This window comes from Dyadobacter ginsengisoli DSM 21015 (assembly GCF_059568735.1).
Window position 1 is genome coordinate 42,509 of record NZ_JCANTY010000014.1, and the last position, 25,815, is coordinate 68,323.

17 protein-coding genes and 1 pseudogene are annotated in these 25,815 nt (G+C 48.2%); 11 read left to right on the forward strand and 7 right to left on the reverse strand.

The features are described 5' to 3' along the window. The first annotated feature begins 3 nt into the window (after nucleotides 1-3). The 8 genes from BP71_RS35785 to BP71_RS35820 all read left to right on the forward strand — a co-directional run bounded on the left by BP71_RS35785 (nucleotide 4) and on the right by BP71_RS35820 (nucleotide 12,315). Nucleotides 4-1,629 (forward strand): RagB/SusD family nutrient uptake outer membrane protein, encoded by a 1,626-nt coding sequence (locus BP71_RS35785; protein WP_496386481.1) that lies wholly within the window; start codon nucleotides 4-6, stop codon nucleotides 1,627-1,629. Between the two features lie 38 nt (nucleotides 1,630-1,667). Further along, nucleotides 1,668-3,203 carry a hypothetical protein gene (locus BP71_RS35790; protein ID WP_496386482.1) on the forward strand — a complete coding sequence of 512 codons (1,536 nt, stop codon included), beginning with the start codon at nucleotides 1,668-1,670 and terminating at the stop codon, nucleotides 3,201-3,203. Nucleotides 3,204-3,207: 4 nt separating this feature from the next. Beyond that, complete coding sequence (locus tag BP71_RS35795; protein ID WP_496386483.1) at nucleotides 3,208-4,680, forward strand: hypothetical protein; 1,473 nt, start codon at nucleotides 3,208-3,210, stop codon at nucleotides 4,678-4,680. 48 nt (nucleotides 4,681-4,728) lie between these two features. Continuing rightward, nucleotides 4,729-6,192, forward strand: coding sequence for a neutral/alkaline non-lysosomal ceramidase N-terminal domain-containing protein (locus tag BP71_RS35800; RefSeq protein ID WP_496386484.1), 1,464 nt, complete (start codon nucleotides 4,729-4,731; stop codon nucleotides 6,190-6,192). Nucleotides 6,193-6,256: 64 nt separating this feature from the next. Then, on the forward strand, nucleotides 6,257-7,777 hold the full coding sequence (locus BP71_RS35805; RefSeq protein WP_496386485.1) for a hypothetical protein: 1,521 nt from the start codon (nucleotides 6,257-6,259) through the stop codon (nucleotides 7,775-7,777). 65 nt (nucleotides 7,778-7,842) lie between these two features. After that, entirely contained in the window at nucleotides 7,843-10,956 is a 3,114-nt protein-coding gene (locus BP71_RS35810; RefSeq protein WP_496386486.1) for a PVC-type heme-binding CxxCH protein, read from the forward strand. 14 nt (nucleotides 10,957-10,970) lie between these two features. Continuing rightward, complete coding sequence (locus tag BP71_RS35815) at nucleotides 10,971-11,891, forward strand: hydroxypyruvate isomerase family protein (RefSeq protein WP_496386487.1); 921 nt, start codon at nucleotides 10,971-10,973, stop codon at nucleotides 11,889-11,891. A gap of 133 nt (nucleotides 11,892-12,024) precedes the next feature. After that, on the forward strand, nucleotides 12,025-12,315 hold the full coding sequence (locus tag BP71_RS35820) for a Dabb family protein (RefSeq protein ID WP_496386488.1): 291 nt from the start codon (nucleotides 12,025-12,027) through the stop codon (nucleotides 12,313-12,315). A gap of 110 nt (nucleotides 12,316-12,425) precedes the next feature. On the opposite strand, the pseudogene BP71_RS35825 reads toward BP71_RS35820, so the two are convergent. From BP71_RS35825 to BP71_RS35845, 5 genes and pseudogenes are all read right to left on the reverse strand, one after another. Beyond that, nucleotides 12,426-12,615, reverse strand: a pseudogene (locus BP71_RS35825) (helix-turn-helix domain-containing protein). A 3-nt stretch (nucleotides 12,616-12,618) separates the two neighbouring features. After that, nucleotides 12,619-12,990 (reverse strand): DUF2975 domain-containing protein, encoded by a 372-nt coding sequence (locus BP71_RS35830; RefSeq protein WP_496386489.1) that lies wholly within the window; start codon nucleotides 12,988-12,990, stop codon nucleotides 12,619-12,621. Nucleotides 12,991-13,100: 110 nt separating this feature from the next. Continuing rightward, entirely contained in the window at nucleotides 13,101-14,042 is a 942-nt protein-coding gene (locus BP71_RS35835; RefSeq protein WP_496386490.1) for an integrin alpha, read from the reverse strand. Continuing rightward, entirely contained in the window at nucleotides 14,027-14,854 is an 828-nt protein-coding gene (locus BP71_RS35840; RefSeq protein WP_496386491.1) for a hypothetical protein, read from the reverse strand. Before BP71_RS35840 ends, BP71_RS35835 begins: the two co-directional genes overlap by 16 nt. Before the next feature lie 79 nt (nucleotides 14,855-14,933). Further along, the gene (locus BP71_RS35845) at nucleotides 14,934-15,344 is read right to left on the reverse strand and encodes a DUF8740 domain-containing protein (protein WP_496386492.1); all 411 of its coding nucleotides are present in this window, start codon (nucleotides 15,342-15,344) and stop codon (nucleotides 14,934-14,936) included. 1,182 nt (nucleotides 15,345-16,526) lie between these two features. On the opposite strand from BP71_RS35845, the gene BP71_RS35850 reads away from it, so the two are divergent. Beyond that, a complete protein-coding gene (locus tag BP71_RS35850; protein WP_496386493.1) occupies nucleotides 16,527-17,108 on the forward strand; it encodes a Crp/Fnr family transcriptional regulator in 582 nt (193 codons plus the stop codon). 747 nt (nucleotides 17,109-17,855) lie between these two features. Beyond that, entirely contained in the window at nucleotides 17,856-18,479 is a 624-nt protein-coding gene (locus BP71_RS35855) for a hypothetical protein (RefSeq protein ID WP_496386494.1), read from the forward strand. A 307-nt stretch (nucleotides 18,480-18,786) separates the two neighbouring features. Here BP71_RS35855 and BP71_RS35860 read toward each other — a convergent pair whose 3' ends face one another. Next, the gene (locus BP71_RS35860) at nucleotides 18,787-21,147 is read right to left on the reverse strand and encodes a BspA family leucine-rich repeat surface protein (protein WP_496386495.1); all 2,361 of its coding nucleotides are present in this window, start codon (nucleotides 21,145-21,147) and stop codon (nucleotides 18,787-18,789) included. A 111-nt stretch (nucleotides 21,148-21,258) separates the two neighbouring features. Continuing rightward, nucleotides 21,259-21,468, reverse strand: a complete 210-nt coding sequence (locus BP71_RS35865) for a helix-turn-helix domain-containing protein (protein ID WP_496386496.1) — start codon at nucleotides 21,466-21,468, stop codon at nucleotides 21,259-21,261. 827 nt (nucleotides 21,469-22,295) lie between these two features. Here BP71_RS35865 and BP71_RS35870 point away from each other — a divergent pair. Then, entirely contained in the window at nucleotides 22,296-25,313 is a 3,018-nt protein-coding gene (locus BP71_RS35870) for a DUF6923 family protein (RefSeq protein ID WP_496386497.1), read from the forward strand. Nucleotides 25,314-25,815: the final 502 nt, after the last annotated feature.

Below are 25,815 nucleotides of genomic sequence, written 5' to 3' on the forward strand. Positions count from 1 at the left end.
AAGATGAAAAATATAAAGTACTCATTTGTAATACTTGCCTCTGTGTTCATGGTTATGGGATGCAATAACGATTTCCTGGAAAAGTATCCGCAGGACAGGATAAATGACGCCAGTTACTGGAAATCAGCCGCTGATGTGGAGATGTATGCCAATCAGTTTTACACGGTATTGAAAGACCCCAACTACATTTGGCAAAGAGACAACATCACCGACAATCAGGGGCCTGGTGCACGGGAAGCCTATGCCTGGAACGAATATACGGTTCCGGCAACCGGCGGAGGCTGGGCAAAGGGCGACTGGCTAGGGATACGCAGTTGCAACTATGCGCTCGATTATATCGCTACCATGACCAAGGACGCTGCGTTGGCGACCGCCGAGGCAGAGATCAGGTTTTTCAGGGCCTTCTACTATTTTGCAAAAGTAAAACGCTACGGTGATGTACCCTGGCTGGAACATGTGCTGCAAATTGACTCGGAAGAACTGTTTTATGCCCGCGACTCCCGGGAAACGGTTACTGCGAATATCCTGAAAGACCTGGATGCTGCCATTGCCAACCTTCCGGAAACATCTGCCGCCGACCGGCTTACGAAATTCGCCGCCCTAGCATTCAAAGTGGAAGTATGCCTTTACGAAGGTACTTTCAGGAAGTACCATAAGCTTGCAGGCCATGAGGCTTTGCTCAGAGAGGCAGTTGCGGCTTCTGAAACCATTATCAATTCAGGCATGTTCGCGTTGTATTCTACAGGAAATCCCAAAAGTGACTACTTCGACCTTTTTGTTCAATATGAACTGAAAGGAAATAAGGAAGGAATCATGATACAGCGTTTTCTTGCCGATAAACGTATGCATAACAACGTTCGTCAGCTTGGCGAACCGCACACGGGGTTTACCAAAGATTTTGTGGAATCGTACCTCTGCACAGATGGGCTGCCCATCTCCCTGAGCCCGTTGTACAAAGGAGATGCTACGTTCGGCGTGGAATTTACGAACCGCGATCCCCGCATGGAGCAGTCTGTTTATCAGCAGAACAGGGTGTACCGTATCTATGAAAATGGCTCAAAGGAATTCCGGCCGATGCCCGAGTTCGACAACAACTATTCGCCCACAAGCTACTATATTCTCAAAGGCTTTTCACCTTACGAGCGCGACAGGTTGCAACTCCAATGTATAGTAGATGACTTTGTTTTCCGATATGCCGAAATCCTGCTCAGCTATGCAGAAGCGAAGGCCGAGCTGGGAGAAGCTACGCAAGCCATATTGGATAAATCAGTGAATCTGATCAGGGCGAGGGTTGGAATGCCAGCCCTCAAAGTAGAAGTAGGATTTGTAGATCCGGCCTGGCCAAAATGGGAGGTGGCTGTTAGCCCGCTGATCAATGAAATCCGCCGGGAACGACGACTTGAACTTGCTGCAGAAGGCAAAAGATGGGACGACCTTGTGCGCTGGAAAGCAGGTAAATTGCTGGACAATGTAAAAACATATCAGGGCGCACGTGACCCTGCAACGGGAAGCAACCGCGTTCTGTATCCGGGCTTTACAAGAAAATGGGTGGATAAATTGTATCTGTATCCATTGCCGACACAAGAAATAGCGCTGAACCCGAAATTAACCCAGAACCCGGGCTGGTAGGGCTTCGGCTGGCGATCGCTTCACCCATTGACCAAAACATGATAAAGAAAGCCCTTTTCCCAATCATCGCCGCACTGGTAATTCTCACGGGTAGAAGTGCATTAGCGGCTGCCGCATCGGCCGCCGGTGCGCCAGCCGCTGGAACGCCAGCCGCTGATCTGTACATTGGAACCTCTTCGGTGGATATCACGCCTGAGCTACCCGCTGCACTGGATGGTCAGATGAACGTCCGGATTGCGACCGTGGCTGAAACACCGCTGACTGCAAATATTATTGTGATGGATTCTCGGGACAAGGGAAAGTCGATCAATAGTACCGTGCTGATTTCGTGTGATCTGGTAACGATCCCCACGGAATTAAGGGATATGATCAGGCAGCTGGTGGCTACAAAAATATCGGGCTTTGATACCCGCAAAATCATTATCAATGCCACCCACACGCATACCGCAGCGGTTGTCCGGGATGGATGGTATACCTTGCCCAAGGAAGTTACACAGGTAAAAAGCTATCAGCATTTTATCGCAGGACAGATAGCCGGCGCAGTTGAAAAAGCATGGGCCCGCAGGAAGCCTGGAAAGGTAAGCTGGGGACTGGGTTATGCCAAGGTGGCCTACAACCGCCGGGCGGTGTATCGCGACGGAACGGCCAAAATGTATGGAAACACCGATAGCCGGGAATTCAAAGGCATTGAAGGATTTGAAGACCAGAGTATCAATACACTCTTTTTTTCGGACGAATCGGGAAAGCTGATCGGCGCTTGCATTAATATTTCCAGTCCGGCACAGGTGGTAGAATCCCGCTCCACGATCAATGCGGATTACTGGCATCCGGTCCGCGTTTCACTCCGGAAACTATATGGTAAGGATCTCTGCGTGCTGGGATGGATTGGCGCTGCGGGTGACCAGACGCCCCGCCCTATGTACAGCCAGGCAGCAGAAATAAGGATGATGGAATTAATAAAGGGCGACAGGAAATTGGCTACTGAATACAGGAAGACGGACCTTTCAAGTGATGATTACGTCGCTGAAGTCGCACGACGGGTAGTTAACTCGGTAAAGGAGACTTATGCGGCAGTAAAGAATGAACGTCACAAATCCCCGATCATCAACCACACCGTGGAAGATCTCCAGCTTCCAGCCAGAATTGTAACTGCTGAGGAATATGAGACCGCAAAGAAAATGCGGGATGAAGATAAAAATGATGCTGTAAGGGCAATTCAGCTTAGCAGGCGTATTGCATGGAATGAAGAGGTGATGACAAGGTTTGATGACCAGAAAAAAAATCCCCGGCCGATGTATACGGCGGAAGTACATGTGGTGCGGATCGGGGATATTGTTTTGTGTACCAATCCTTTTGAGTTATTTACGGAATTTGGTATACAAATGAAATCCCGGAGCAAGGCGCTGCAAACCTTTATTCTGCAGCTGGTTGGTCCCGGTACCTATGTACCTACAAAAGAAGCGGTGCGGGGAGGACATTATTCAGCCATTATCCAGAGCAATCGCGTCGGCCCCGAGGGTGGACAGCTCCTGACTGACCGGACAGTACAAATGATTAATAAACTTTGGCCCTGACGTAATGAAATGCTCTTTTAAATTGATCCTGATCCTTTTTTGTTACGTTCATTTTTCATCAAAATCACAGGCGAACGATCTGCTGTATGTAGGGCAGGCGACTGTCGATATCACCCCGGCATTGCCCGTTGCCGTAACCGGGCAGTTTAACCTGCGTATCGCAGAAAAGGCCGAAACCCCGATCATTGCCAGCGTACTGGTACTAGAAACGCGGCGGAACAAACAACTTGCCGACCTCGCCATAATGGTTTCCTGTGATCTTTTGTATATCCCCACAGACCTGATCCGGGAAGTGCGGCAGGAAGTGAAAAAGAAGATACCCGACATGGATATCAGCAAAATTATTCTCAATGCAACCCATACCCACACTGCGCCGGTGCTGGCCGAAGAAGGTGAATATTCGATTCCCAAAGAAGGTGTGACGCAGGTACGCGACTATCGTGCCTTTTTTGTAAAACAGGTTTCAGCCGGAATTGCCGCAGCCTGGAACAACCGGGCCGAAGGAAGCGTGGCGTGGGGGTTCAGCTATGCAGTAGCCGGGTATAACCGACGCATATCCTATTCCGACGGTACTTCCGGCATGAGCAGCAAAACCGATCTGCCCGAGTTTCAGAACCTGGAAGGATCGGAGGACCACGATATCAATACCCTGTTTTTTTGGGATAAAAAAGGAAAGGTTATTGCCACAGTAATCGGTGTAGCCAGTCCTTCTCAGGAAGTTGAAGGACGTTATGCCGTAAATGCAGATTATTGGCATGACGTTCGGGAAGGGATGAAGAAACGGTTTGGAAAGGATATCTGCGTGATAGCATGGCTTGGCGCGGCCGGCGACCTTACCCCGCATATCCGCTATCGTCAGGCAGCCGACGACCGCATGCGCGAGCTCAGGAAGTTGAGCAGAACCGAGGAGATCGCCCGTCGTATTGTGGTGGCAGTGGAAGAAGCCTATACCGCTGTTAAAGATGACAGGCATTCGACCCTGCTTCTGGAACACAAGACCGAAATGCTGCCTTTACCGGAAAGGCTTGTAACCCAGAAGGATTATACTGAGGCAAATGCTTTTGTTACAAATGCACAAAAACAGATTGCCGCCGATCCGAAAGTGGCTGACAATCTGTATCGTATGATGAAATGGCAGGAAGCAACCCTGGACAGACATAAAAAACAGCAGACAAATCTGAAACCAGTTTATGACATGGAATTACACGTGATCAGGCTGGGGGATGTAGCGATCTGTACCAATGAGTTTGAGCTTTTTTCCGACTACGGCATCCGCATTCAGTCGCGCAGCAAGGCGCTGCAGACGTTCGTCATACAGCTGGCCGGAAGTCCCGCCTGGGGCGCGTACCTGCCGACTGAAAAAGCGGTGCGCGGAGGAGCATATAGTGCTGTGATCCACAGTTCGCTGATCGGCCCGCAGGGTGGGCAGGTGCTGGTGGACAGGACCGTGGAAGTGATCAACGGTTTTTATCCGTAACAGCCTGGAAATCCGATCCAATATTTACATCAAAATTCATCATCAGCGATGGCTTTACAACAAACTACTGCGTTTTTTAAACTGTATGCCGGCGCATTGCTGACATTGTTTTTATGCCTTTTATCAACTTCCGGTATCAGCCAGGGAAAGGTTTTTAAGGCGGGCGCATCCGTGACAAATATCACGCCTCCGCTGGGCGAAGGTATCGTCGGGAATTTTGGGAATCCACCTCCGGCCATGTATGTACACGACGATTTGCACGCCCGCAGTCTTGTCCTGGACGACGGCCAGACCCGCCTCGCATTCGTGATCTCGGATAATGTGGGCATCACCCACCAGGTTTTCGATCACGCCCGGCGAATGGTCCACGAGGAAACAAAAATCCCGTTGGCAAACATCCTGATGTCATCCACCCATACCCATTCCGGAATAAGCGCAAGCGGGGATTTCAATGAAAGAAAACCGGGCCTGGAGAAACCACTCGATGCCTATCAGCAGTTTATCGCCAGGCGGATGGCCGACGGTGTGCGCATTGCCATTCATAACCTGGAACCTGCCCGTATTGGCTGGGGCGTGGGCAGTGTACCTCAGCATGTGTTCAACCGTAGGTGGATTATGAAAGAAAAAGTGTCCAATCCTTTCGGAGAAATGGATCAGGTGCAGTTCAACCCGGGTGTGAATAACGCCAATAAAAAGGAACCCGCCGGTCCCACAGATCCGGAAGTTTCATTTCTCTCGGTCCAGTCGGCAGGTGGCCGGCCGCTGGCAGTTTTGGCTAATTACTCCCTGCATTATGTTGGCGGGGTACCCAAGGACCACATTTCCGCAGACTATTTTGCCGTATTTGCCGACCGACTTCAGGAATTACTGAAAGCCGACCGGCAGGAGGTCCCTTTCGTGGCCATGATGACCAACGGTACTTCGGGGGATGTCAATAACATTAATTTCCGGGGACCTGCTGAAAACCATCCGGCTTATGCAAAAATGAAAATTGTAGCCAATGACGTAGCCAACGAAGTATTGCGTGTATACAATAAGGTACAGTATAAAGATTGGGTACTCCTGAAAGCCGCGGAGTCGCAGCTGAAACTGGCAGTCAGAAAACCATCCGCACAGATGCTGGCCCGAGCCAGAAGGATCAACGACAGACCCGACAACATCAAACCCGATCATCCGCTGGAAAAAACCTATGCCGGACGCACCATAGCGATGCATGAATTGTGGCCGGATTTTATCAGCGCAACCATGCAGACCTTCCATATCGGAGAAGTCGGGATTGCTGCCATACCCTTTGAAGTTTTCACGGAGATAGGATTGGAGATCAAGGCAAAAAGCCCGTTTAAGCCAACATTTACAATAGAACTTGCCAACGGGTGCTACGGATACCTGCCGACACCGGAGCAGCATTTGCTCGGCGGTTATGAAACCTGGCCTGGTACCAACCGGGTAGAAAAGGAAGCGTCCAGGAAAATTGTTGCCGAGATCCTGAAACTTTTTAATGAGATCAAATAGCCTTTCCCGGGATACGGGCAATACACTCAAGAAATAAATAATCACTAATCCTAAACCCAATCATATGGATCAGACCAACTTGCCTTGCAACGCAGGGTTTCTCCGCCATTTCAGAAAAATTCTGGTCGCGGGCTATCTCTTTCTGTGCTGTTGCGCAGGAGGTGCCAATGCTTCGGAGATCTATGTCGGTTCGGCAACTGCCGATATCAGTCCCAAACTCCCGGTGGCATTAATGGGACAGTTTAATCTCCGGGTCGCCGAAACGGCGGAGACTCCGTTGTACGCCGGTGTCGTTGTCATTGAATCCAAAGAAGGAAATAAGTCGCTCGACACTGCAGTCTTCGTTTCCTGCGACCTGATTTTGATCCCTGCGATTTTAAGGGAAGAATTGCGTGCGGAGGTTAAAAAGCTGTTGCCGAGTTTCAATGTCAATAAGATCATCATCAGCGCTACACACACGCATACCGCGCCAGTGCTCGAAGACGATGAAGAAAAGTCTTCGTTCGTATATCCTATCCCTGCCAACGTGCCGAAGGTAAAAACTTACCGGGATCTGTTTGCCAGAAGGGTGGCTGATGCCATCGCAAAAGCATGGGTTAGCCGGGGCAAGGGGAGTGTCACCTGGGGCCAGAACCGTGCTGCAGTAGGCTACAACCGCCGCGCGGTTTATAAAGACGGGACTACCGTGATGTACGGGAAAACAAACCGGGCCGATTTCCAGAACCTGGAAGGGTATGAAGACCATGATGTGAATTCACTGTTTTTCTGGGATTTAAAGGGGAAACTGATCGCTATGAGCATAGATGTTGCCTGCCCTGCACAGGAATTTGAACATAGAACCAGCGTGAATGCAGACTACTGGCATCCGGTACGTCAGGCTTTACAAAAGCGTTTCGGAACGCAGCTCAATGTGATGGGCTGGATCGGTGCGGCTGGTGATCAGTCGCCTCACAGCATGTACCGCAAAGCCGGAGAAGCCCGTATGCAAAAGCTTTCGAACAAAACCAGGATGGACGATATTGTTGCGCGGGTAGTGCGGGCAGCAGAAGAAACTTACGACATTGTAAAGGACGACCGGCATTCGGATATTGCTTTTGCGCACAGAACGGAAAAACTGGACCTGCCGATGCGTATCATTACGGAAGCTGAATTTAACGAATCCAAAAAAGTACAGGAGGATTGTGCCGCACAGATCGCAGCCGATCCTAAAAAGAGTGGCGACCTGTATGCAAAAATGACATGGTTTGGTGATGTACTTAAACGTTATGAGGCGCAAAAAGGCAAGAAAAACCCGATGTATGAGAGTGAGATCCATGTGCTGAGGATCGGGGATGTGGCTGTTTGTACCAATCAGTTTGAACTGTTTACAGACTATGGGATCAGGATACAGGCACGCAGCAAAGCCGTTCAGACTTTCGTGATACAGTTGACGGGCCCGGGCACTTATCTGCCTTCTGCCAAAGCCGTGGCCGGCGGGGGGTATAGCGCCGTTTGTCAGAGCAATGTGGTAGGAGCGGAGGGAGGCCAGGTGCTGGTGGACCGTACCGTTGAGATTATCAATGGGTTCTGGCCCTCCGCTGAATAAATCCAATGCCCGGTTCAAAGGGTGTTCCGTTTTCCGACATTAATTTTTTGAATAGTATTCATTGTATGAAAAAAACAAATCAAGGTCACTTTTCCTCAATCTTTTACACAACGCTGTTCCTCACTTGGTGCATTATTTTGACAGGCTGCCGGAAAAAAGAAGAAACGGGGTCCAGGGAAGGTTCCACTCCGCCGGATAAGGCGATCGCTACTTTTGAACTGGAGCCTGGGTTTAAGATGGAACTGCTGGCAAGTGAGCCCATGGTAGCCAGCCCGGTGGACATGGAAATAGATGAGTATGGCAGGTTATATGTGGTTGAAATGCCGGGTTATCCGCTGGACAAAAGCGGGACCGGCCGCATTAAACTGCTTTCCGATTCGGATGGGGACGGGGTGATGGACAAAAGCACGGTTTTCGCAGAAGACTTGATTTTGCCCAACGGTATCCTGCGGTGGAAAAAGGGCATTATGATCACAGATGCTCCTAATGTGCTTTACCTGGAAGATACCGATGGCGATGGAAAAGCGGATGTGAGAGATACTTTGCTGACCGGTTTTTCATTATCGAACCCGCATGTGAATGTCAATAATCCGGTTTATGGAATTGACAACTGGATCCATCTTTCGCATTTGGGGGCGATCGGAACGCGTAAGTATGGTACGGAATTTGGCGACCAGGGCAGTGAAATCCGTTTTCCAGGTCAGCCCGACGGCCCGCGCCTTCCTAAAAATGCCGACAGTCACAATGTCCGGTTCCGGCCGGAGTCGCACGAGCTGGAATTGGCCTCCGGCAAGTCGCAGTTCGGACATACTTTTGACCAGTGGGGACATCATTTTTTTACACATAATCAAAACCACATTTATCAGGAAGTGATCGGAGCGTCCTACCTGGCGCGAAACCCCGACCTGCTGATTTCGGATGCCACCCAGGTAATTTCGGATCACGGTAAATCCGCGGAAGTTTTTCAGATCACTAAAAACCCGGATCGCCAGCTCTTTACCCCGGTCGGGGTTACTACGTCGTCCAGCGGGCTTACCGCTTATTTGGGCGGGGCTTTTCCGCCGCCTTTTGACGGGACTGTTACCTTCGTTGCCGAATCGGTGAGTAACCTCGTACATGTGGATGTTGTGAAAGACAGCGGCGCCACTTTTACGGCAACCCGTCAGCATCCTGACAAGGAATTTCTGGCGTCGAAAGACTCATGGTCACGGCCGGTGAACATGTACGTGGGACCCGACGGGGCACTTTATGTGCTCGACTATTACCGCCAGACGATCGAACACCCCGAATGGATGTCGGATGAAGCAGTGGCGGCAGGCGGCTTGTACAATGGCTACGATATGGGCCGGATTTACCGGATCACACCCACCAATTTCAAAAAACCGGAATGGACGAAAGGCCTTAAACTTGGGGACGCTACCAGTGAACAGCTGGTCGCATACCTGGAAGATCCGAACAGCTGGTGGAGGTTGAATGCGCAACGTTTGCTGGTAGACCGTGCTGATAAAAAGGCAATACCGGCGCTGATCAAAATGAGTGAAAATCCGGTCTCACCTATGGGGCGCCTGCATGCTTTGTGGACATTGGAGGGAATGAAATCGCTTCCCGCCGACCTGATCGCACGGGCACTGAAGGACGTAGTTCCGGGCATTCGGGAAAATGCGATCCGGCTCGCTGAACTTCATAGGGCCGATTATCGCGGACTATCGGCAAACCTGCTGGCCATGGTGAATGATAAAGATCCGAAAGTGAGGTTTCAGTTGCTGTGCACATTGGGTTACAGCAGTACGCCGGAAGCCGGGGTCGCACGTCAGCAACTGCTCTTCCGCGACCTGAACGACGATTGGGTGCAAATTGCTGCGCTTTCTGCCAATTCGTCCCAAACTGCCCCTTTATTAAAAACTGTGATGAATGCCTATCGGTCGGATAACCCGGCTTATGCTTCTCTGGTACAACGGCTAACAACTATTGTGGGCGCAGGTAGCGATCCGGAGCCGATCAAAGCGTTGATAAAAAGGGCGATTGCGCCGGTTTCAGACAAAAAATCCGGTTGGCAGCCCGCTGTACTGGCCGGTCTGACGGACGGTTTGAAACGCAAGAAAATAGATTTTTCGGTCCTGAAAGAGGAACAGAAGCAGCTGATCAACAGCGCATTTAATAATCCTGCTGCTGCCGTAAGAAAGGCTTCCCTGCAGGTTTTGAAAGTGACCGGCGTGGAGGATAGTATCTATCTGGCAACAGAAATAGAAAAGGCCATTGCCATTGCTAAAAATAAAAAACTCAGTGATGAAAAAAGATCGGAGGCGCTCAATTTTATGGCTTTAGGCGATCCGGCGACCGGCGATCCGGCGACCGGCGATCCGGCGACCGGCGATCCGGCGACCGGCGACCCGGATCGGTATGCGGCGGTACTTCAGGAACTGATCGTTCCGCAGGAACAGCCCGCCGTGCAGCTCGCAGCTCTGAAGATCCTGGCCCTGATACCCGATCTCACAGTGACTAATTATGTGTTGAAACAATGGGGTGCGCTAACTCCCGATGTTCGTGACGCTGCCATGAACACCTTTATGACCAGCCCCGAAAGGGTTGCCCAATTATTGACTGCGATTGAGACCAAAAAAGTGAAACCGGAAAGTGTAGGTTGGCCGAGAAGTGTGCAGCTGATGAGTCACTCGGATGAGAAACTGAGGGACAAAGCGCGGATGCTTCTTGCGAAAAACGACAAGGATAAAGTAAACAAGGACTACCAGAAGGCACTCGAACTGACCGGGGACGTAAGCAAAGGAAAATTGGTGTATATGCAGAACTGCGCCCTTTGTCACCAGGTAAGAGGAAGTATCGGCGTATCTTATGGACCCGATCTGGGAACGGTGCACAACTGGCTTTCCAAAGACCTGATGGCCAATATTCTGGATCCGAGCCTGTCCATTGCACCGGGTTTTGATCTCTGGGAAGTGGAACTGAAAGATGGCGATCCGGTACAGGGTATGATCATGAGCGAAACTTCTGCCGCGATCAATCTCCGTACGGCGCCGGGTATTGATAGAACAATTAACAGGCAGGATATCAAGTCGTTAAAAGTCCTTAATTTGTCGGTAATGCCGGTTTTGGCAAGCCAGATCGATCACCAGAAAATGGCAGATCTCATTGCTTTTCTTAAAAACAGCAAAATTGAATAAACCCGGTCCATATCATGAACAGAAATATTTTTATCAAGAACAGCCTGCTCGCAGGGGCCGCACTCGTATCAGGTGCGGCCAACCCTCTGGCCGCGCAGCTCTCGCCCCGGAAAAAGGAAAAAGCTTTTAATATGAAGTTTTCGCCAGAGTTCGGGATTTTTAAAGAGGTGGTCGGCAAGGACCTGATTGATCAGATCAAATGGGGGTATGACCAGGGGTTTCGCGCCTGGGAAAATACCTGGCTGGCACGGAGACCCGTGGATGAGCAGGAACGGATCAGCAAAACGGTACAGCAGCTGGGAATGGAATTCGGCCAGTTTGTGGGTACAATGAATTTCAAAGAGCCTACTTTTGCCAGCCGCGATCAGGCGATCCGGGACAACGTTCTGAAAGAGGTTCGCGATTCTATTGAGATAGCCAAACGAATGAATACCAAATATATACACAACGTATTAGGTATGGCCGATCCGAAGTTGCCCTGGGATTTTCAGATGGCCAATGCCATAGAGTTGCTGAAACGTTGTGCCGCCATTTATGAACCGCACGGCATTGTGATGCTCATGGAAACGATGAACCACAAGATCAACCACCCCGGTATGTTCCTGCATACGATCCCGCAGGCTTATGCGATGGCGAAAGCAGTAGGAAGTCCCAGCCTGAAATTACTTTTTGACTTTTACCACGTACAGATCCAGGAGGGCAATATCATTCCGACGCTGGACTACGCCTGGGATGAGATCGGCTATATGCAGATCGGCGATACACCCGGCAGGAACGAGCCTACTTCCGGTGAGATCAATTTCGTGAACGTACTGCAGCATGTCTATGACAAGGGCTACCGAGGCTTTATGGGCATGGAACACGGGATCAGCAAACCCGGAAAAAACGGAGATCTGGCTGCGTTGGCGGCTTATCGCTCGGTAGATCCAAAATGACGACATTCATGAAAAGTAACTTTCGAGTATAGTAATATTCTTTCAGTGCGGCCTTTGTTTAGTGCCTGCGAACTATATGGTTTGCAAAAAGCAGGAAAATGAAGAGCGCATTATCCATTTGATTTGTAAAAAAATGATCCACCATTCCGTTATTTTAAAATTGAAATACCCGAAGGGCTCTTCGGAAGAAAGCCGCTTTATAGAAGCCGCCGGGAAGTTATCCGAAATCCCGGGCGTACAGAATTTCAAGGTATTGAGACAGGTCAGCCCGAAAAACCAGTTCGACTACGGCCTTTCCATGGATTTCAGTAATCAGGAGGAGTATGACGCCTATTCCGCCCATGCCGATCACGTAGCTTTTATCGAGCAGTTCTGGCTGGAATATGTCACAGATTTTCTTGAAATAGATTATGTAGCCTATTAATTCATCAGCCCCAAACGCATGACCTATCAGGATTTCACCAACCTTCCTTCTGAATACTGACACAACCTCCGGGAGATCTGGGATCTACCCATTTTCTTCAGGTAAGTATTCTAAATGTCGCCTGGCTGGCAATTTAAAGCTTTACAAATTGACTCTAGTGTGCAAAAACGGATTGCTTTTGCCTTTCCCGTTTTTAGGATGGAGAGGTTGGACAGTGTCAACTCAACTTGTTCGGAAAGCTCATTCAGGGAAATCTTTCGCTTTCGCCATCATCACGTATAAGTTTACAATGATTGGCATAGCTTATGCAGTTAAGTCGTTTTCGTTTTGAATATCGATTCCTTTTTGGAAAATAGCCGCAATAATATAGATCACAGCCGCCATTAATACGAAAGCCTGACTGTCTGCCCAAAACTTGGTTAAGTTGTCGGTTACAAAACCACAGTGTGGTAAATTGTTGGCTGCTTGCCGGGCTATATAGCTTAGGAGCCCAATTGAGAAAGTACAGTAACTGATTCGTAAAATCTGCCTTGAGACGAAGCTGTTGAAGGGCTTCGATAAATCAATTTTGGTTACCAGTACGATAACAAAATAGAATAGGACCGCTTTCAAAATCGCTATGGCCAATATTAAACTATATATGCTGAAGAATGCCCATTTGCTAAGATGATACATCTCTCTTAAATCCAGCTTTTGATAGAGGTTTTGAACGAAATTGGGTTTGTAGAGGCTGAATATAAAATTTACTATCAGGCCCCCGGCTTCAATGCATAAGCCGACGAAAATTAGTCACGCCACGCAGACCTTTGAAAACGACGTTGTTTATTGCTGTATGCCTTGTTGAGTTGCAGTTGCAATACATCGGCGGCCGGATTGGGGAATACCAGGATTTCCGTAACGGTTTTATCCTGCAACAAAATGATCCGGCTGCGGTCAATCTCACCGTCATGGTGAATGGTCTTTAAGCGGTAATATTGTTTTTTGCCATTGGCATGAAGATCAATAAAACTGTACGTATGAAGCTCGGGAGAATTTCTGGCATCCAAGTGACCAATTACATTGAAATGAAACCCGTTATCGCTTTTTTCAATTTCATAACAGCAGATCTCGCTTTCATTCTCGGTAACAAACTTGACCTGCGCGGATTGGCCCTGGGCTTGCCAGGCGACTTTGAATGAGATCAGGTCTACGGGCAAAGCGCCCCCGGTTGAACCTGCGTTCACGGAAGGTATATATCGCCATGGGCCATACATTTGCCCGGTGACGGCAGTAACAGGATCGTAATGAACCCTTGCCCTTATTTTAGTGTATCTGCCTGCTTGTTTATCAACCAGATTTTTAAGCTCAGTACCCATCATGGTCAGATCGGTATAGCCAGTTTGCTGGGATGCATACAGGACGCTGTTGGTAATGGGGGTGCCGCTGTAAGGTCCATAGCTAACCTTTGTTTCCCAGACCAGTTTTCCCTTATCCCTTCCCAGGAAAGATTTGGCAAAGAGCCCTGTGCCAAAATTGATAAGCGGGAAATTGCTGCTGCTGATAGGAGTGGTAAGATCAACATTGTACAGATTAAGATTATTGCGGTTGCTGGTCGTTGACGCATTGCCATGGTAGACAGAGGCGGCACCTTCACTGGTTTGGCCCTTGTCATATAGGTCAGCACCAACAATTACATCGCTATACCCATCCCTGTTTACATCCCCTGCACCGGCTAGGGAATAACCCATTTGTGCATTTGCCTGGTTGCTTTCCAGCTTGGCGGCAGCCGTAGTGCTGATGGGGTCGATCGTAATGGGGTATGCCGCACCAGCGGTTTGGACATGAATGGCGTGATCGTCGTTGTTTTTTCAAAAGCTGCGGCGAGCACTTTGCCATCCCAAACCTTTAATTGTTCGTAATTTAAAACCACACCGCCTTGGTCATGCACAAATTGCAGCCGGTCACTGCTCAACCGCTGCTTTAATGATGTTTCGACGCTGAAATTTAGTTTCAGGTTTTCATGATCCGATAAAGGCTTTTGAACAATAAAATTTTGCCTCATACCTTCCGTGTTGTTGATATACTGCACGGTAACATGGTCTGTTTTGTATTCGCCTTTGCCTACCTGCTTTTTATCGAGGTTGAAGGCTATTTTCCAGTCGGGAAGGGTTTTGTATTTGATTTGATCGGGCGGGGTAGTGATATCGTAATCGCCAACGGGTATCCGGGTCGTGCGTGGCTGGACGGTAAAACCGTTTTCGTCGTAATAAAAACGAAGGTTGTTTTTCCGGTTGGGAGTGCTGTAACTATTACTGTTTGTTACTTTATTAAAATGGTACTCGCCTTCCTGCATGTTTTTCATGGCAGTAGCATACCAGTCGCTCTGTTTTAATTTGTCGATGTCGGTTGTTTTTTGTGGTTGGTGTTTCAAAGACCCGCCAGGTGGTATTAGCGACGGCTGGAATGTGACGGGGAACTGGGTGACTGTTCCCGGGTCTGTGATCTGCGATAATGTCAGCAGAGAAGCCAGTACGGTTGAGAGTAAAGGTTTCAGATTCATAATTTTAAGTTCGAGTTTAAGGTCACATGCAACCGGGCGCCAAGTCCCTCGCGTACAATTCTTGCGACCTGGAAATGGTTTAAATTTGCAACCGGCTGCCGGCGCAGCATTGAGATTGTTTCTTGGACCTTGTTTCGACAGTAGAGAGGTTGGTATAAGTACTGCGCCCGGTCATGTCGGCTTCTATTTTCAAAAACTTACTGGCTCCGCTGCAACCGATGGTGGCAAAATTGCCCGACACAACCCTGCCGTTGCCTGTCAAAACAGCTGCCGGGCCAAATACATTGGTGGTGGCAGCATGGGTCTCGGTATATACCGGAGGCCCGTCGGCAGCGCCCGTCAATATGCTGAACCTTAGCGATACATTCTGATTGATGACTGGTGCCGCCGCTGCATCGCGCACCACGGTTTGACAGTTGATCTTTCGCGGTGCCTGCTGCCCGAGCACGGTGAGTGTGTAAGCCAATAGGGCAAGTAACAGGAGAGGCAATGAACGGATTGGCCCCAATTACGACTCGTGCATATTGCCAGTTCCAGTCATTTGAGATTGATAAGATGTTTGAGAAGTCTAAAATATCTGCTATCCAACGAAATCCAACAATCTTTAACTGGTCTAGGCGGCCAGGTCGCCCAGCCGAAATCGACGTCAGCGTCTATTTTTTGCAGCAGGGATCTACGACTGAAATTGCTGCCAGATTCTATCAATACTACGGAGCAAGACAATGGCGAAGTGAAAATGGTACACGATTAAAAAATTGGGAAAGGCTTGCCTGGACGTGGATCTTTTACAATTCGAAATCCGATCGAAAATGAAAACTTTGTCGGAACTCTATTAAAACGAAGATTACCAATATCCAAATTTTTTCACTGAATCCGAGGCTGGAAGGTATGAAGCAAAGCAGTTTTCAGCCACGTAGCCGGGTTTCATATTATTTCGCAAAAATACATCGTACTGCATCAATACACCGGCTTGGGAAGAGGCTCGGCAAGCTTTCGGCTCGATGCGGGAGTCCTTTGAAAGTGTTACATGCTGCAACTAAGCGGGTATTTTTTTAGCAAATCGTCCGGGAAATCTACGCCCAGGGAATCGCAACCGGTCAGACAACGCCCGAAACAAGTCCGCCGGAATGGGCGGTGTGGGATCAGTCTCATATGGCGAATCTCCGGTATGTAGCCGTTTTCGATCCTGGCGAAGTGGCGGACTGGGCTGCCTTGACACCGGTTTCAGGCCGCTTTGCTTCGGGCATTCGCACAAGCCATACTACCGAACTATTCAACCGATATGCGGTTTATTCAGGAATTTTTAGGCCATAGCGACATAAAGACGACCTTGCGCTACGCGCAGGTAAGCGAGAAGGGCCTCAAAATATCAAGAGCCCTTTGGATAATTTGTCGCTATCGTGCCTTCGGGCAATGCAAAATGCGTACTTTGCATTTTGTACTGCCCGAAGCTGAATGCCTCACAACGGCCAGAGGCACGTATATTGTATTTTCATACACCTAGGCATATGAATAGCTAATTTGTGATTGATAATGAGCGTGTTATGCTCTTTTTTTGTGTCTAAAATGCTGAGTATGAACTATTGGTTAGTATGTTGTTGTGCAAACCGAAAGGTTCGTATATTTATAAGTTGGGGGCAAGTGCAATGGACGACAGTAACAACATAAGACAATGCAAGATTTATTATTTGACTTTATATCAAAATACATTTCGCTGACAGAAGATGAAAAGAAAGCAATCGTTTCTTTGGCTATATTTCACTCAGTAAAAAAAGGAACAACTTTACTCAAAGAAGGAGAAAAGTCTAATGATGCCTACTTTGTTCTTAAAGGTTGTATTCGGATATATTACATAATAGATGGAGAAGAAAAAACAACCGCTTTCTACACAGAAATGGAAGCCTTGACACCGCATTGTGTTATCAACAAAGCCCCTTCCGAATATTACATATCTTGCGTGAAAGATACAATTCTGATAGTTTCAAATCCTGATATGGAAACCGAAATATTTAGTAAGTTTCCGAAGTTTGAAACCCTTTGCAGAATATTGGCAGAAGAATTTTTGGCAAAACAACAAATCAATTTTGATGAGTTTAGGACTTCTTCACCCGAACAACGATATTTGAATCTATTACAAAAAAGACCAGACCTGGTTCAACGTGTTCCGCAACACCAGTTAGCAAGTTATCTTGGCATAAAACCACAATCGTTAAGCAGGTTAAGGGCAAGGATTTTGGAGAAAAATAAAGGTTAAGAGTCATTTCTTCTCACTACTGGACATGGAGGGGCTAGTAGTGCAAAAGCAAGGGCAAAATGCATGCTTTGTAACGTGACTCACACTCCTCGACTTCGCTCCTCGCTCTTGGACAAATCTAATCGGTCCGCCGAAGCGGGACTCTGGCCAACATTGCCTTCCGCTTTGCTCAACAATTTACACCTCGTGGGCTGCGCCATACGGCCTAATGAGACGGTCAATCTTAATAAGTTGAAGTAACCCTAATGGCACCAACTGGCAGTTGGGCAACCACCAGATCCACCTGTTGATGCTGTGTCTGGTCTATCGGGGGGAGTCTGCACCTGTTGCGGCATGACCCGGGCAAAAAGGCACTCCTCCCAGGTTGCTTTAACGCGCGATGAAACTTGACCCTTTAACTGGATTTTGTCTTCCGGCAGATCGCGAGTACGAAGGCAAAGAATGGGGGGACCATTGTGGTCGTGCTGTATGTGTTGTGTGTAGCCCAAGGTCATCGCAGAAAAACGAAGAAAATACGCCGTGTACGCCCCTACAATTACGGGAGTCGGTCTTTCGCAAGGGCTATTCGGTGGTGACTAGCGAACTAGTCAGTCTTGCACATTTCGTAGATTGGCTGCTTGCTCAACTCAGGGTTCCAATAAATTCTATCTTCTTCAATGTCCAGTACTGAGTCATTTCTTAACTTAAGTGAACGTATTTAAGCTACCTGGCAATCTAATTTTGCAGTATCATTTAACGACAAAAGCCATGCAAAAAAAAATTTTATGTTTCGCCTTGATTTTGATGATGGCAAGCACTCTACAGGTTAAAGCGCAATATTCCAAACAAGACAGTACTTATAGAAAGTATTTTATAGGCAGTACCTTATTTATGATAGCTAATGTAGTGCCTGATAATAACCCGCCTGAAATGATTTATCTGAACTTAGGTTATCGCATTACAGGAAAGGATGTAATTTCACTGGAATTTAAAACTTGGAAATATGCCTGGCCAATTGGCATTCCTTTTGGAAAATCATATGAAGCAGAAGGAGAAGGGTTTCCAGGTTATATTCGTGAACACGGAGTTTCACTTAATTATCAAAGGTTTTTATGGAATGGCCTTTTTGCGCAAGTTGACGTGATGCCTGCTTTTCAGACTTTTGTAAATGATAACGGTAAGAAGATTGACAAGGGCTTTCAAATTTTTAACACTTATTCCATTGGTTATCACATTAAATTTTTCAAGGATAGGCTTTTTTTTCAACCTTCAATAGCAATGACTCATCGTCCCTATCAATCAACAATGCCTGGTTCGTTTAAACAGGTTGATGATAGATGGCCAAGAGTCTTCTTCTGGCAGCCGGGCCTTCATTTTGGGGTGAATTTTTAAAACCACAATGATTAGATGAAGGCAGTTGTTTGTACCAAATACGGAACCCCCGAAGTTTTGCAAATTCAGGAAGTTTCTAAACCAACACCCAAAGACAGCCAAATTCTCATCAAAATAGTTGCTACTGCGGTCAGCTCTGGGGATGTAAGGGTAAGAAGCCTTGATGTTAAGGGATTTTGGAAGGTCACAATGTGATTGGTTTTAGGTATTTCAAAACCAAGAAAACCCGTTTTAGGATTGTTTTTGGGGTATTGTTATAACACGACATTTTGCGTATATATACATTGGGTTTGGATTCTATGTGTGTTCACTGTTTCACAATTGAAATTGATTTTTCCTGATAATCAGAAATGACCGACATGATGTAAAGGCCTACCGGTAAATCAGAGATGTCTACTTTCCCATTGGATAATACCCGGTTTATCAATAATCTTCCCGAGGTATCCCGGATTTTTACATCAGGTCCAGCACCTTCTATATGAATGGTTCCCGTTGTTGGATTAGGGTAAACCGTCACTACATTCTGAGTATCCATTTTTACACGGATAATTCGGGAAAATTCAAACGTGCCGTCAAAATCGATCTGTTTCAGCCGGTAGTAATTAATCGGAAATGGATTTAAATCTGTAAAATGATATTTCCTGGTCTCTTTTGAATCTCCGTTACCGTCTACAAAACCGATTTTTTCAAATGTCTTAGCATCAGCACTTTTTTCGATTTCAAATCCGGCGTTATTGAATTCATCTGCCGTTTTCCAGTCCAGCAAAACCATACCGCCCTGCATTTTGCCTGTGAAACTGATCAGTGTCACAGGCAAAGTGCAATCCGATCCGGAGGCCGCATCACCACCGATGTACCAGCCTTTGGTTGTCTCCAGATTCGTACGGGCAGCCTCCGCATTGGAGCCAAACAGCATGCCGTCGGAAATCAGGTAAAGGCCGTCTGGTGTCGAGGGGTTGCTGTTCCAACCGATCAATGTGGAGCTATAGTTAACGCAATCCACACCGCTGTGACTTAGAATACCTTCCAAATCAAATACTGCGTTTAAATTCCAGGTACCTATAGATTGGTTAAACGCGGAGGCTCCCTCAAGCATGAAGCTCATATAGTTGACGTTAGCGGTATTCCAGGTATCGAGAGACTGGTTAAACGCGGAGGCACCGCCAAACATGGCTACCATATTGGTCACGGCGGCCGTGTTCCAGGTGCCGATAGGCTGGTTAAAGGCGGAGGCTTCCTCGAACATGTAGCTCATAGAGTTGACGTTAGCGGTATTCCAGTTCCCGATTGCCTGGTTAAAAGCGGAGGCACGGGCAAATATGGATATCATACTGGTCACGGAGGCAGTGTTCCAGGTACCGATCGGCTGGTTAAAGGCGGAGGCTCCGTCAAACATGGAAGTCATATCGGTGACGTTAGCGGTATTCCAGTTCCCGATGGGTTGGTTAAATGCGGAGGCACCCCAAAACATGTATGTCATATTGGTGACACTGACGGTATTCCAGTTTCCAATAGGCTGATTGAAAGCGGGGGCCTCCGAAAACATATGTTGCATATCGGTGACGTTAGCGGTATTCCAGTTCCCGATTGACTGGTTAAACGCGGAGGCACCCCAAAACATCCTGCTCATATCGGTGACGCTGGCGGTATTCCAGGTATCGAGAGACTGGTTAAAAGCGGTGGCAGCAAGAAACATATTACCCATATTTTTCACGTTGGCGGTGTTCCAACTGCTGATCGGCTGGTTAAATGCGGAGGCATTCTGAAACATGGCCCCCATATCCGTCACCTTGGCGGTGTTCCAGTTGCCGATGGGTTGGTTAAAGACTTTGGCATCCCAAAACATGCCGAGCATATTAGTCACGTTGGCGGTGTTCCAGCTGCCGATAGGCTGATTAAAGACGGAGGCTTTGCAAAACATGTATGTCATATTGGTCACGCTGGCCATGTTCCAGCTGCCAATAGGCTGGTTGAAGACGGGGGCGGCGAAAAACATTTCCTCCATATTGGTCACCTTTGCAACATTCCAATTTTCGATCGGTTGATCGAACTTACTGCCATTGAACATAAGGCTCATGTTAGTGACATTGGCCGTGTTCCATGTGCCGATAGGCTGGTTAAAGTTGGTGGCCAGGGAAAATACGCCACGCATATTTGTCACGTTGCCAGTGTCCCAATTGCCGATGTTAGTCGGTCCGTTCAGGATAGTACAAGCGTTGAACATATTTTCTATGCTGGTTACCCCAGCCAGATCGGGCATGTCGGTGGCGGTGATCTGCAAGTTAGAGCAACCAGAGAAGGCGACAGCCATGGATGTCCAGGCAGTAGTTCCCCATTGCCTGATATCTGTCAGCCGTTTATCATCAAGGCCGGAACTTATGATCACCCTTTTAAAATTTGTAGGACTAATACTAAGATCAATAGTCGATCCCGGGGGCAAATCGGTAATGGTGGCTATGCTTCCGGTAAACGTCCCTGAACCTGTAGCCGTACCCGGTGATACTTCCTGCCATGAATAACTCACTGTTCCGGTTGTGGTTACGTTAAAACGGAGAGCTGTTGCTGAGTACCCCGGTGTGGTAAGGTTCCAGCGGGTAATGAAGTCGCTCTGGGCAAAAGTGTTTGAACTTAGCAATACTGCCAGCAGAAAGAAGCATAGCCTTTTCATAGGATGAACGTGTTACGTTGTTGAGATCGATGCGGCAAATCTATCATTGCGAGAACAGGTAAAGTTGGACAGGGCGCCCAAAAAGGTGGACTATATGCTCAATCGTCTGAATTAGGTCCGAGAACAGGCATATTCTTCGAAGAACAAGCGGGTAAAATACTTCGGATCTTCAAATCCCGCCGTATAGGCCACATCGGAAATGGCCATCTGGGTGGCGGTCGGCAAGTGACAGGCCTGGGTCAGGCGAAGGGGCCTGTCATACCGCGTGACTGACGTGCCCGTGAGGGCAGTCAACTTCCGGTTAAGAATTGAGCGGCTCATGCCCATTTCCTGATAAATGCTTCCCATCTGGAAGGGGGGGATCCAGCACCACCAGCAACTCATCGCGCGGGACCGGTTTAGTAAGGTATGCGTGGGCTCCGCTCTGCAGTCCGTGGATGCGGTCACTTCCCGCAGACCTCGCTGTTAGCAATACCAAGGGATATGACCAGTCCGCTGATCATTTTTACCTCGTCGGATAATTGGAAGCTATCTTTAAGCGGTATCATCACATCGCTTAAAATAAGGTCGGGAACATGTTTCTGAGCGAGATGGATTCCTTATACGCACTCGACGCGGCTACCGGAACAAAAAAATGGGAGTTTGCGAAGGGGTGGTCGGTGCTTGCGGCCCGCCTGGGTCATAAACTAGTCATTTGGCCTTGTTTGGCAAGAGAATCCCACCAATTAGACAAAAATCTCCCCACTCCGATTCAAATTATGTTAGGACATTTGCCATAGGATCATTTGTCAAAACCACTTCCCTTATTCCGAATTAGTTCCTGCGATATCTGATCCAGGAAATCTTAACTACTATACCGCACTATACCAAGTATATCAGATCAACTCCCTGACCTATGCCTTCTTCCATCCTTTGAAAATGAAGCTCCTCGATAAAATCAGGCCTAGTTTCCGCTATATCCTCACGTTTGATCGAAATACTTTTGATGATGGAGACAGACGCTTCATTAGCATATTTTCCGGAGATAACCCTTATGTCCAACGTCCACCATGAACACGGGCTCAGCCTGACAAATTATCAAGCAGTCCCGCTTGAACTACACCCGTTAGAAACCCAAAAAGGAATTCATACTTAAATCAATATATTCCATGAAAAATGTTTACACGTCACCCGACCTTCTGGCCCGAAGATTCAGTAGCTTTATTCTTGCTGCTATTTTGACATTAAAGGCATTATCCTTTGCTAACGCACAGTCATGCCCGGACCCAGGAGGCGGAACTCGCTGGTATTTTTTTGACCAAGGCTTTGATGGGGGGAATTTTTTCCCGGAAACCGTGCCTGCTGGAAAAACTGGAAGCGGAAGGTCGACTTCCGGCAAATTCTTTCTCGAAGCGACAATGAACGCCATATATCCCCTTCGTTCGGCAACCATCAATCCTGAGCTTTCTGACGGAACAATGGGCAAAGTTGTCCTTCGGTTTGATTTTTTGGATATGGCGCCTTCGGCCGTTATCAAAATCTATCCGGGGACTTCAGCAAGTGGGACTCCCACAGAAACCATTACACCAACGAATGCTTCCGGCTACTTGTCGCAGACGCGGACATACACAGGCCCGATCACTGTGACTTTCGAAAGCCCTGTTGCTTCCTCGGGCGGCGATTTTAAAATTTATATCCCTTATACTACTGGCGACCAGGTCGCTACCTCGGCGTTTGGCTTTCAGGTTGCATATTGGAAAAAGTTTATAACCCCCAATTCATACATTGCGATGGATTCATATCCAGAGGAAGCTGCACCAATTGCTACCGCCTATTTTGATGGGAACAAGAATCTTGTTTCCTCTGAAATATCCTTTTGCATTGATTACGGGAAGCCAGCTCCTTCCATGGCCAACGGCAACTACATCGGTCAAGTTATATTTTCCCCCAGCGTTCGTCCGGACCTGGATAAGTCGGGAAGTGCAGATGCGGTCGATCAACTGAAAGCGGCACGGCTGGTTTACATAATGAATAATATTCCAACGCCGGCTACGACATATGCCAATTTTATGGCTGTCCAGTCTGCGGTGAATTCTACGACAGGTGCTGACTATGCCGTGCACTATCCCGGGCTCCACGGGGACGCTATCGATGCCATTCCAAGCTTGCCAAGTCCCTCAGAACCGGTGTTTTCTATTACCGGTCCAGGATCGTCGGCCGTAGCCGGAACAGCTCAGAATTTCACGGTTGACCTTACTGACGACGGCGGGCATCCGAGAATTTTCAAGCTGGAACTTCCCGCCGGCATAACGCTCAATTCGGTGACAGGGGCTTCATACGATGCCGTCGCCGGAACCATCACGTTTGCTTCATCACCTGCTTCTGCGACCGTCTCGGTTACCAACCCAGTAAACACAACAGCGACCCTGCGGGTCACATACGATCAGCCGGGATTCTGGAATGTCAAGAATCTCATTATATATGAACCTTGCACTGGTTTGGAAGATTTCCAAGGGTTTATCGGCCTGAGCAAAGGTGACATCACGCACCCGTTCAGGGAAGCAACCGGTTCCTGGGTTGCCCAGCCTGCTTTCCCATGTTCGGAACTGAGCTATGTGATCGGCAACCGGAATATTGATGGTGCCAACGTTTCGGACGGTTACACACTCGATCTTTCCTCCGGTAATACAACGCTGGCCAAACAGACCCTGATCCCAGGCCCTAACGCTTTCGTTAACGCCATCGGCTACAATACCGTCGACAATTACATCTGGGGTTTCCGTTACGGCACAAATCAGCTTGTCCGGATCGGCAGTGATTGGTCGGTGACATTCCATGATGTGACTGGCTTTCCGTCGCCGGTTCCCGGCTATGCAACCGGAGATGTAAGCCCGGGGGGCATTCTGTACCTGTACGCAGCCAATACCAACCAGATCACTAAAGTCGACCTGAATCCCGGCTCAGCAAATTACCTGACTGCCGTAACATTGCCCACTACGCCGACCAACTTGAACGATTGGTCGTTCAATCCTACCGATGGTATGATCTATGGATTTGGTACGGACAAAGTGTTGTATCAATTTGATCCGGCAACTGGTAACCGCACCACATTAGGGCCTGTAACCGGTGCAGGCATAGAGACATCCGGCTACACGGGCGCTTTTGGTACCGCTTTCTTTGATACAGACGGGGACATGTATGTAGGCAATAACGGCAGCGGGGCCATATTCAAGATTAGCGCTCCTCTTACAAACCTGACTGCCTCCCTGTTCTCGACGGCTTCCGGCGTTACCCCGGGTGATGGCGCGCGCTGCCCAAGCGCAATTGTCAATGATCCGCCAGTGGCCGTGGATGATGATGGCACGACTACTTGCAATACTGCTACGGTCGACGTGCTGGCCAATGACATCGCGGGCAGCGCACCGCTGGTACCTTCCAGTGTGAAACTGCTGACGCCAGGCTCGCTTGCTCGGGTGACGACCCTGACTGTCAATGGACAGGGCCAATATAATGTGGATCCGATCAGTGGCGCCGTGAGTTTTACACCATTGAACGGCTTGCGCGATACGGTCTCTATTGACTACGTTGTAACCGACGGCAATGGGCTCGAATCGATCGCCACATTGACCATCATTATCGATTGCCCAATGCCCGTCAAACTGGTTGCCTTTGATGCCAGGAAAGAGGGAAATTTGGCGCACCTCACCTGGTCTACCACCGAGGAAGTGAACTCGGACCGCTTTGAAATAGAGCGCAGCTCCAATGGCAAAGTTTGGGTTACGATAGGCAGTGTTCGGTCAAACGGGGAAAGCAGTATTTTGAGAAACTACTCTTACACCGACAATTCGCCGGAAAAAGGTCAAAATCTATACCGCTTGAGAATGGTCGATATGGACGGCACATACGCTTTTAGTTCTATCAGAACGCTGTCTGTTGAACATGGCGCGGGGCGGATCTCTGTATATCCCAATCCGGTGCAGGACGAGCTGACTATCGAAGGATTAGGCGGGTCGGAAACGATCAGGATTCTGGATCTATCCGGACGGATCATGACCCAAGGCCGCAACGGAACAGGCCAAAACAGGCATACGTTTGACATTCGGTCCCTCTCTAATGGAATCTATCTGATCAATATTCAAATGCCTGACGGCTCCACAGTCTCCCAAAAGCTGATTAAAAACAAATAGTATGTGAAAATTTGCTTGCCATAAATTGGGTCTTCATTACAAAAAGAGGATGCCTAAAAAGGGAGAGCACTGAAAAAGCCGGTTTCAAAAAAGGGTAAAAAAGGAGTGGAAAACGGCAGTTTTCTGCTCCTTTTTTCGTGTGTTAAATTAGGCTTTAAGGGACCTCGGGATGCTTTCTCCAGAACCATGAAGCTTGTCGAAGTTTACCCGTTTTGGTTCATGTTAGCCTTGAATTGATTTATCATTTTAATTGAATGCGTAATATGAAGCAAAATTGTTAGAGGCAGCAACAATTCTGGTTTGACTTTTGAATATGTAACTTGACAGCTCGATGCTTTGCACGGTGAAGCCAACTGTACAGAAAAACAAGATTAATCGAAAACGGATAAAATACCATGATAGAGACTAACTTGAAATTTTTCGGAAATATGTGTGACCTGTCGACGAGAATTGACCAATTAAAGCTCTACTACTACAAAGTTCATGAACCGATACTGCTTAA

Excerpts from the sequence above, each read along its gene's own strand:
- BP71_RS35870 (WP_496386497.1), top strand. The coding sequence starts at position 22,296 with ATGAAAAATGTTTACACGTCACCCGACCTTCTGGCCCGAAGATTCAGT.
- BP71_RS35840 (WP_496386491.1), bottom strand. The coding sequence starts at position 14,854 with ATGAATCTGAAACCTTTACTCTCAACCGTACTGGCTTCTCTGCTGACA.
- BP71_RS35805 (WP_496386485.1), top strand. The coding sequence starts at position 6,257 with ATGGATCAGACCAACTTGCCTTGCAACGCAGGGTTTCTCCGCCATTTC.
- BP71_RS35795 (WP_496386483.1), top strand. The coding sequence starts at position 3,208 with ATGAAATGCTCTTTTAAATTGATCCTGATCCTTTTTTGTTACGTTCAT.
- BP71_RS35860 (WP_496386495.1), bottom strand. The coding sequence starts at position 21,147 with ATGAAAAGGCTATGCTTCTTTCTGCTGGCAGTATTGCTAAGTTCAAAC.
- BP71_RS35790 (WP_496386482.1), top strand. The coding sequence starts at position 1,668 with ATGATAAAGAAAGCCCTTTTCCCAATCATCGCCGCACTGGTAATTCTC.
- BP71_RS35815 (WP_496386487.1), top strand. The coding sequence starts at position 10,971 with ATGAACAGAAATATTTTTATCAAGAACAGCCTGCTCGCAGGGGCCGCA.
- BP71_RS35865 (WP_496386496.1), bottom strand. The coding sequence starts at position 21,468 with ATGAGCCGCTCAATTCTTAACCGGAAGTTGACTGCCCTCACGGGCACG.
- BP71_RS35810 (WP_496386486.1), top strand. The coding sequence starts at position 7,843 with ATGAAAAAAACAAATCAAGGTCACTTTTCCTCAATCTTTTACACAACG.
- BP71_RS35785 (WP_496386481.1), top strand. The coding sequence starts at position 4 with ATGAAAAATATAAAGTACTCATTTGTAATACTTGCCTCTGTGTTCATG.
- BP71_RS35835 (WP_496386490.1), bottom strand. The coding sequence starts at position 14,042 with ATGGGTTATTCCCTAGCCGGTGCAGGGGATGTAAACAGGGATGGGTAT.
- BP71_RS35830 (WP_496386489.1), bottom strand. The coding sequence starts at position 12,990 with ATGTATCATCTTAGCAAATGGGCATTCTTCAGCATATATAGTTTAATA.
- BP71_RS35800 (WP_496386484.1), top strand. The coding sequence starts at position 4,729 with ATGGCTTTACAACAAACTACTGCGTTTTTTAAACTGTATGCCGGCGCA.
- BP71_RS35855 (WP_496386494.1), top strand. The coding sequence starts at position 17,856 with ATGCAAAAAAAAATTTTATGTTTCGCCTTGATTTTGATGATGGCAAGC.
- BP71_RS35820 (WP_496386488.1), top strand. The coding sequence starts at position 12,025 with ATGATCCACCATTCCGTTATTTTAAAATTGAAATACCCGAAGGGCTCT.
- BP71_RS35850 (WP_496386493.1), top strand. The coding sequence starts at position 16,527 with ATGCAAGATTTATTATTTGACTTTATATCAAAATACATTTCGCTGACA.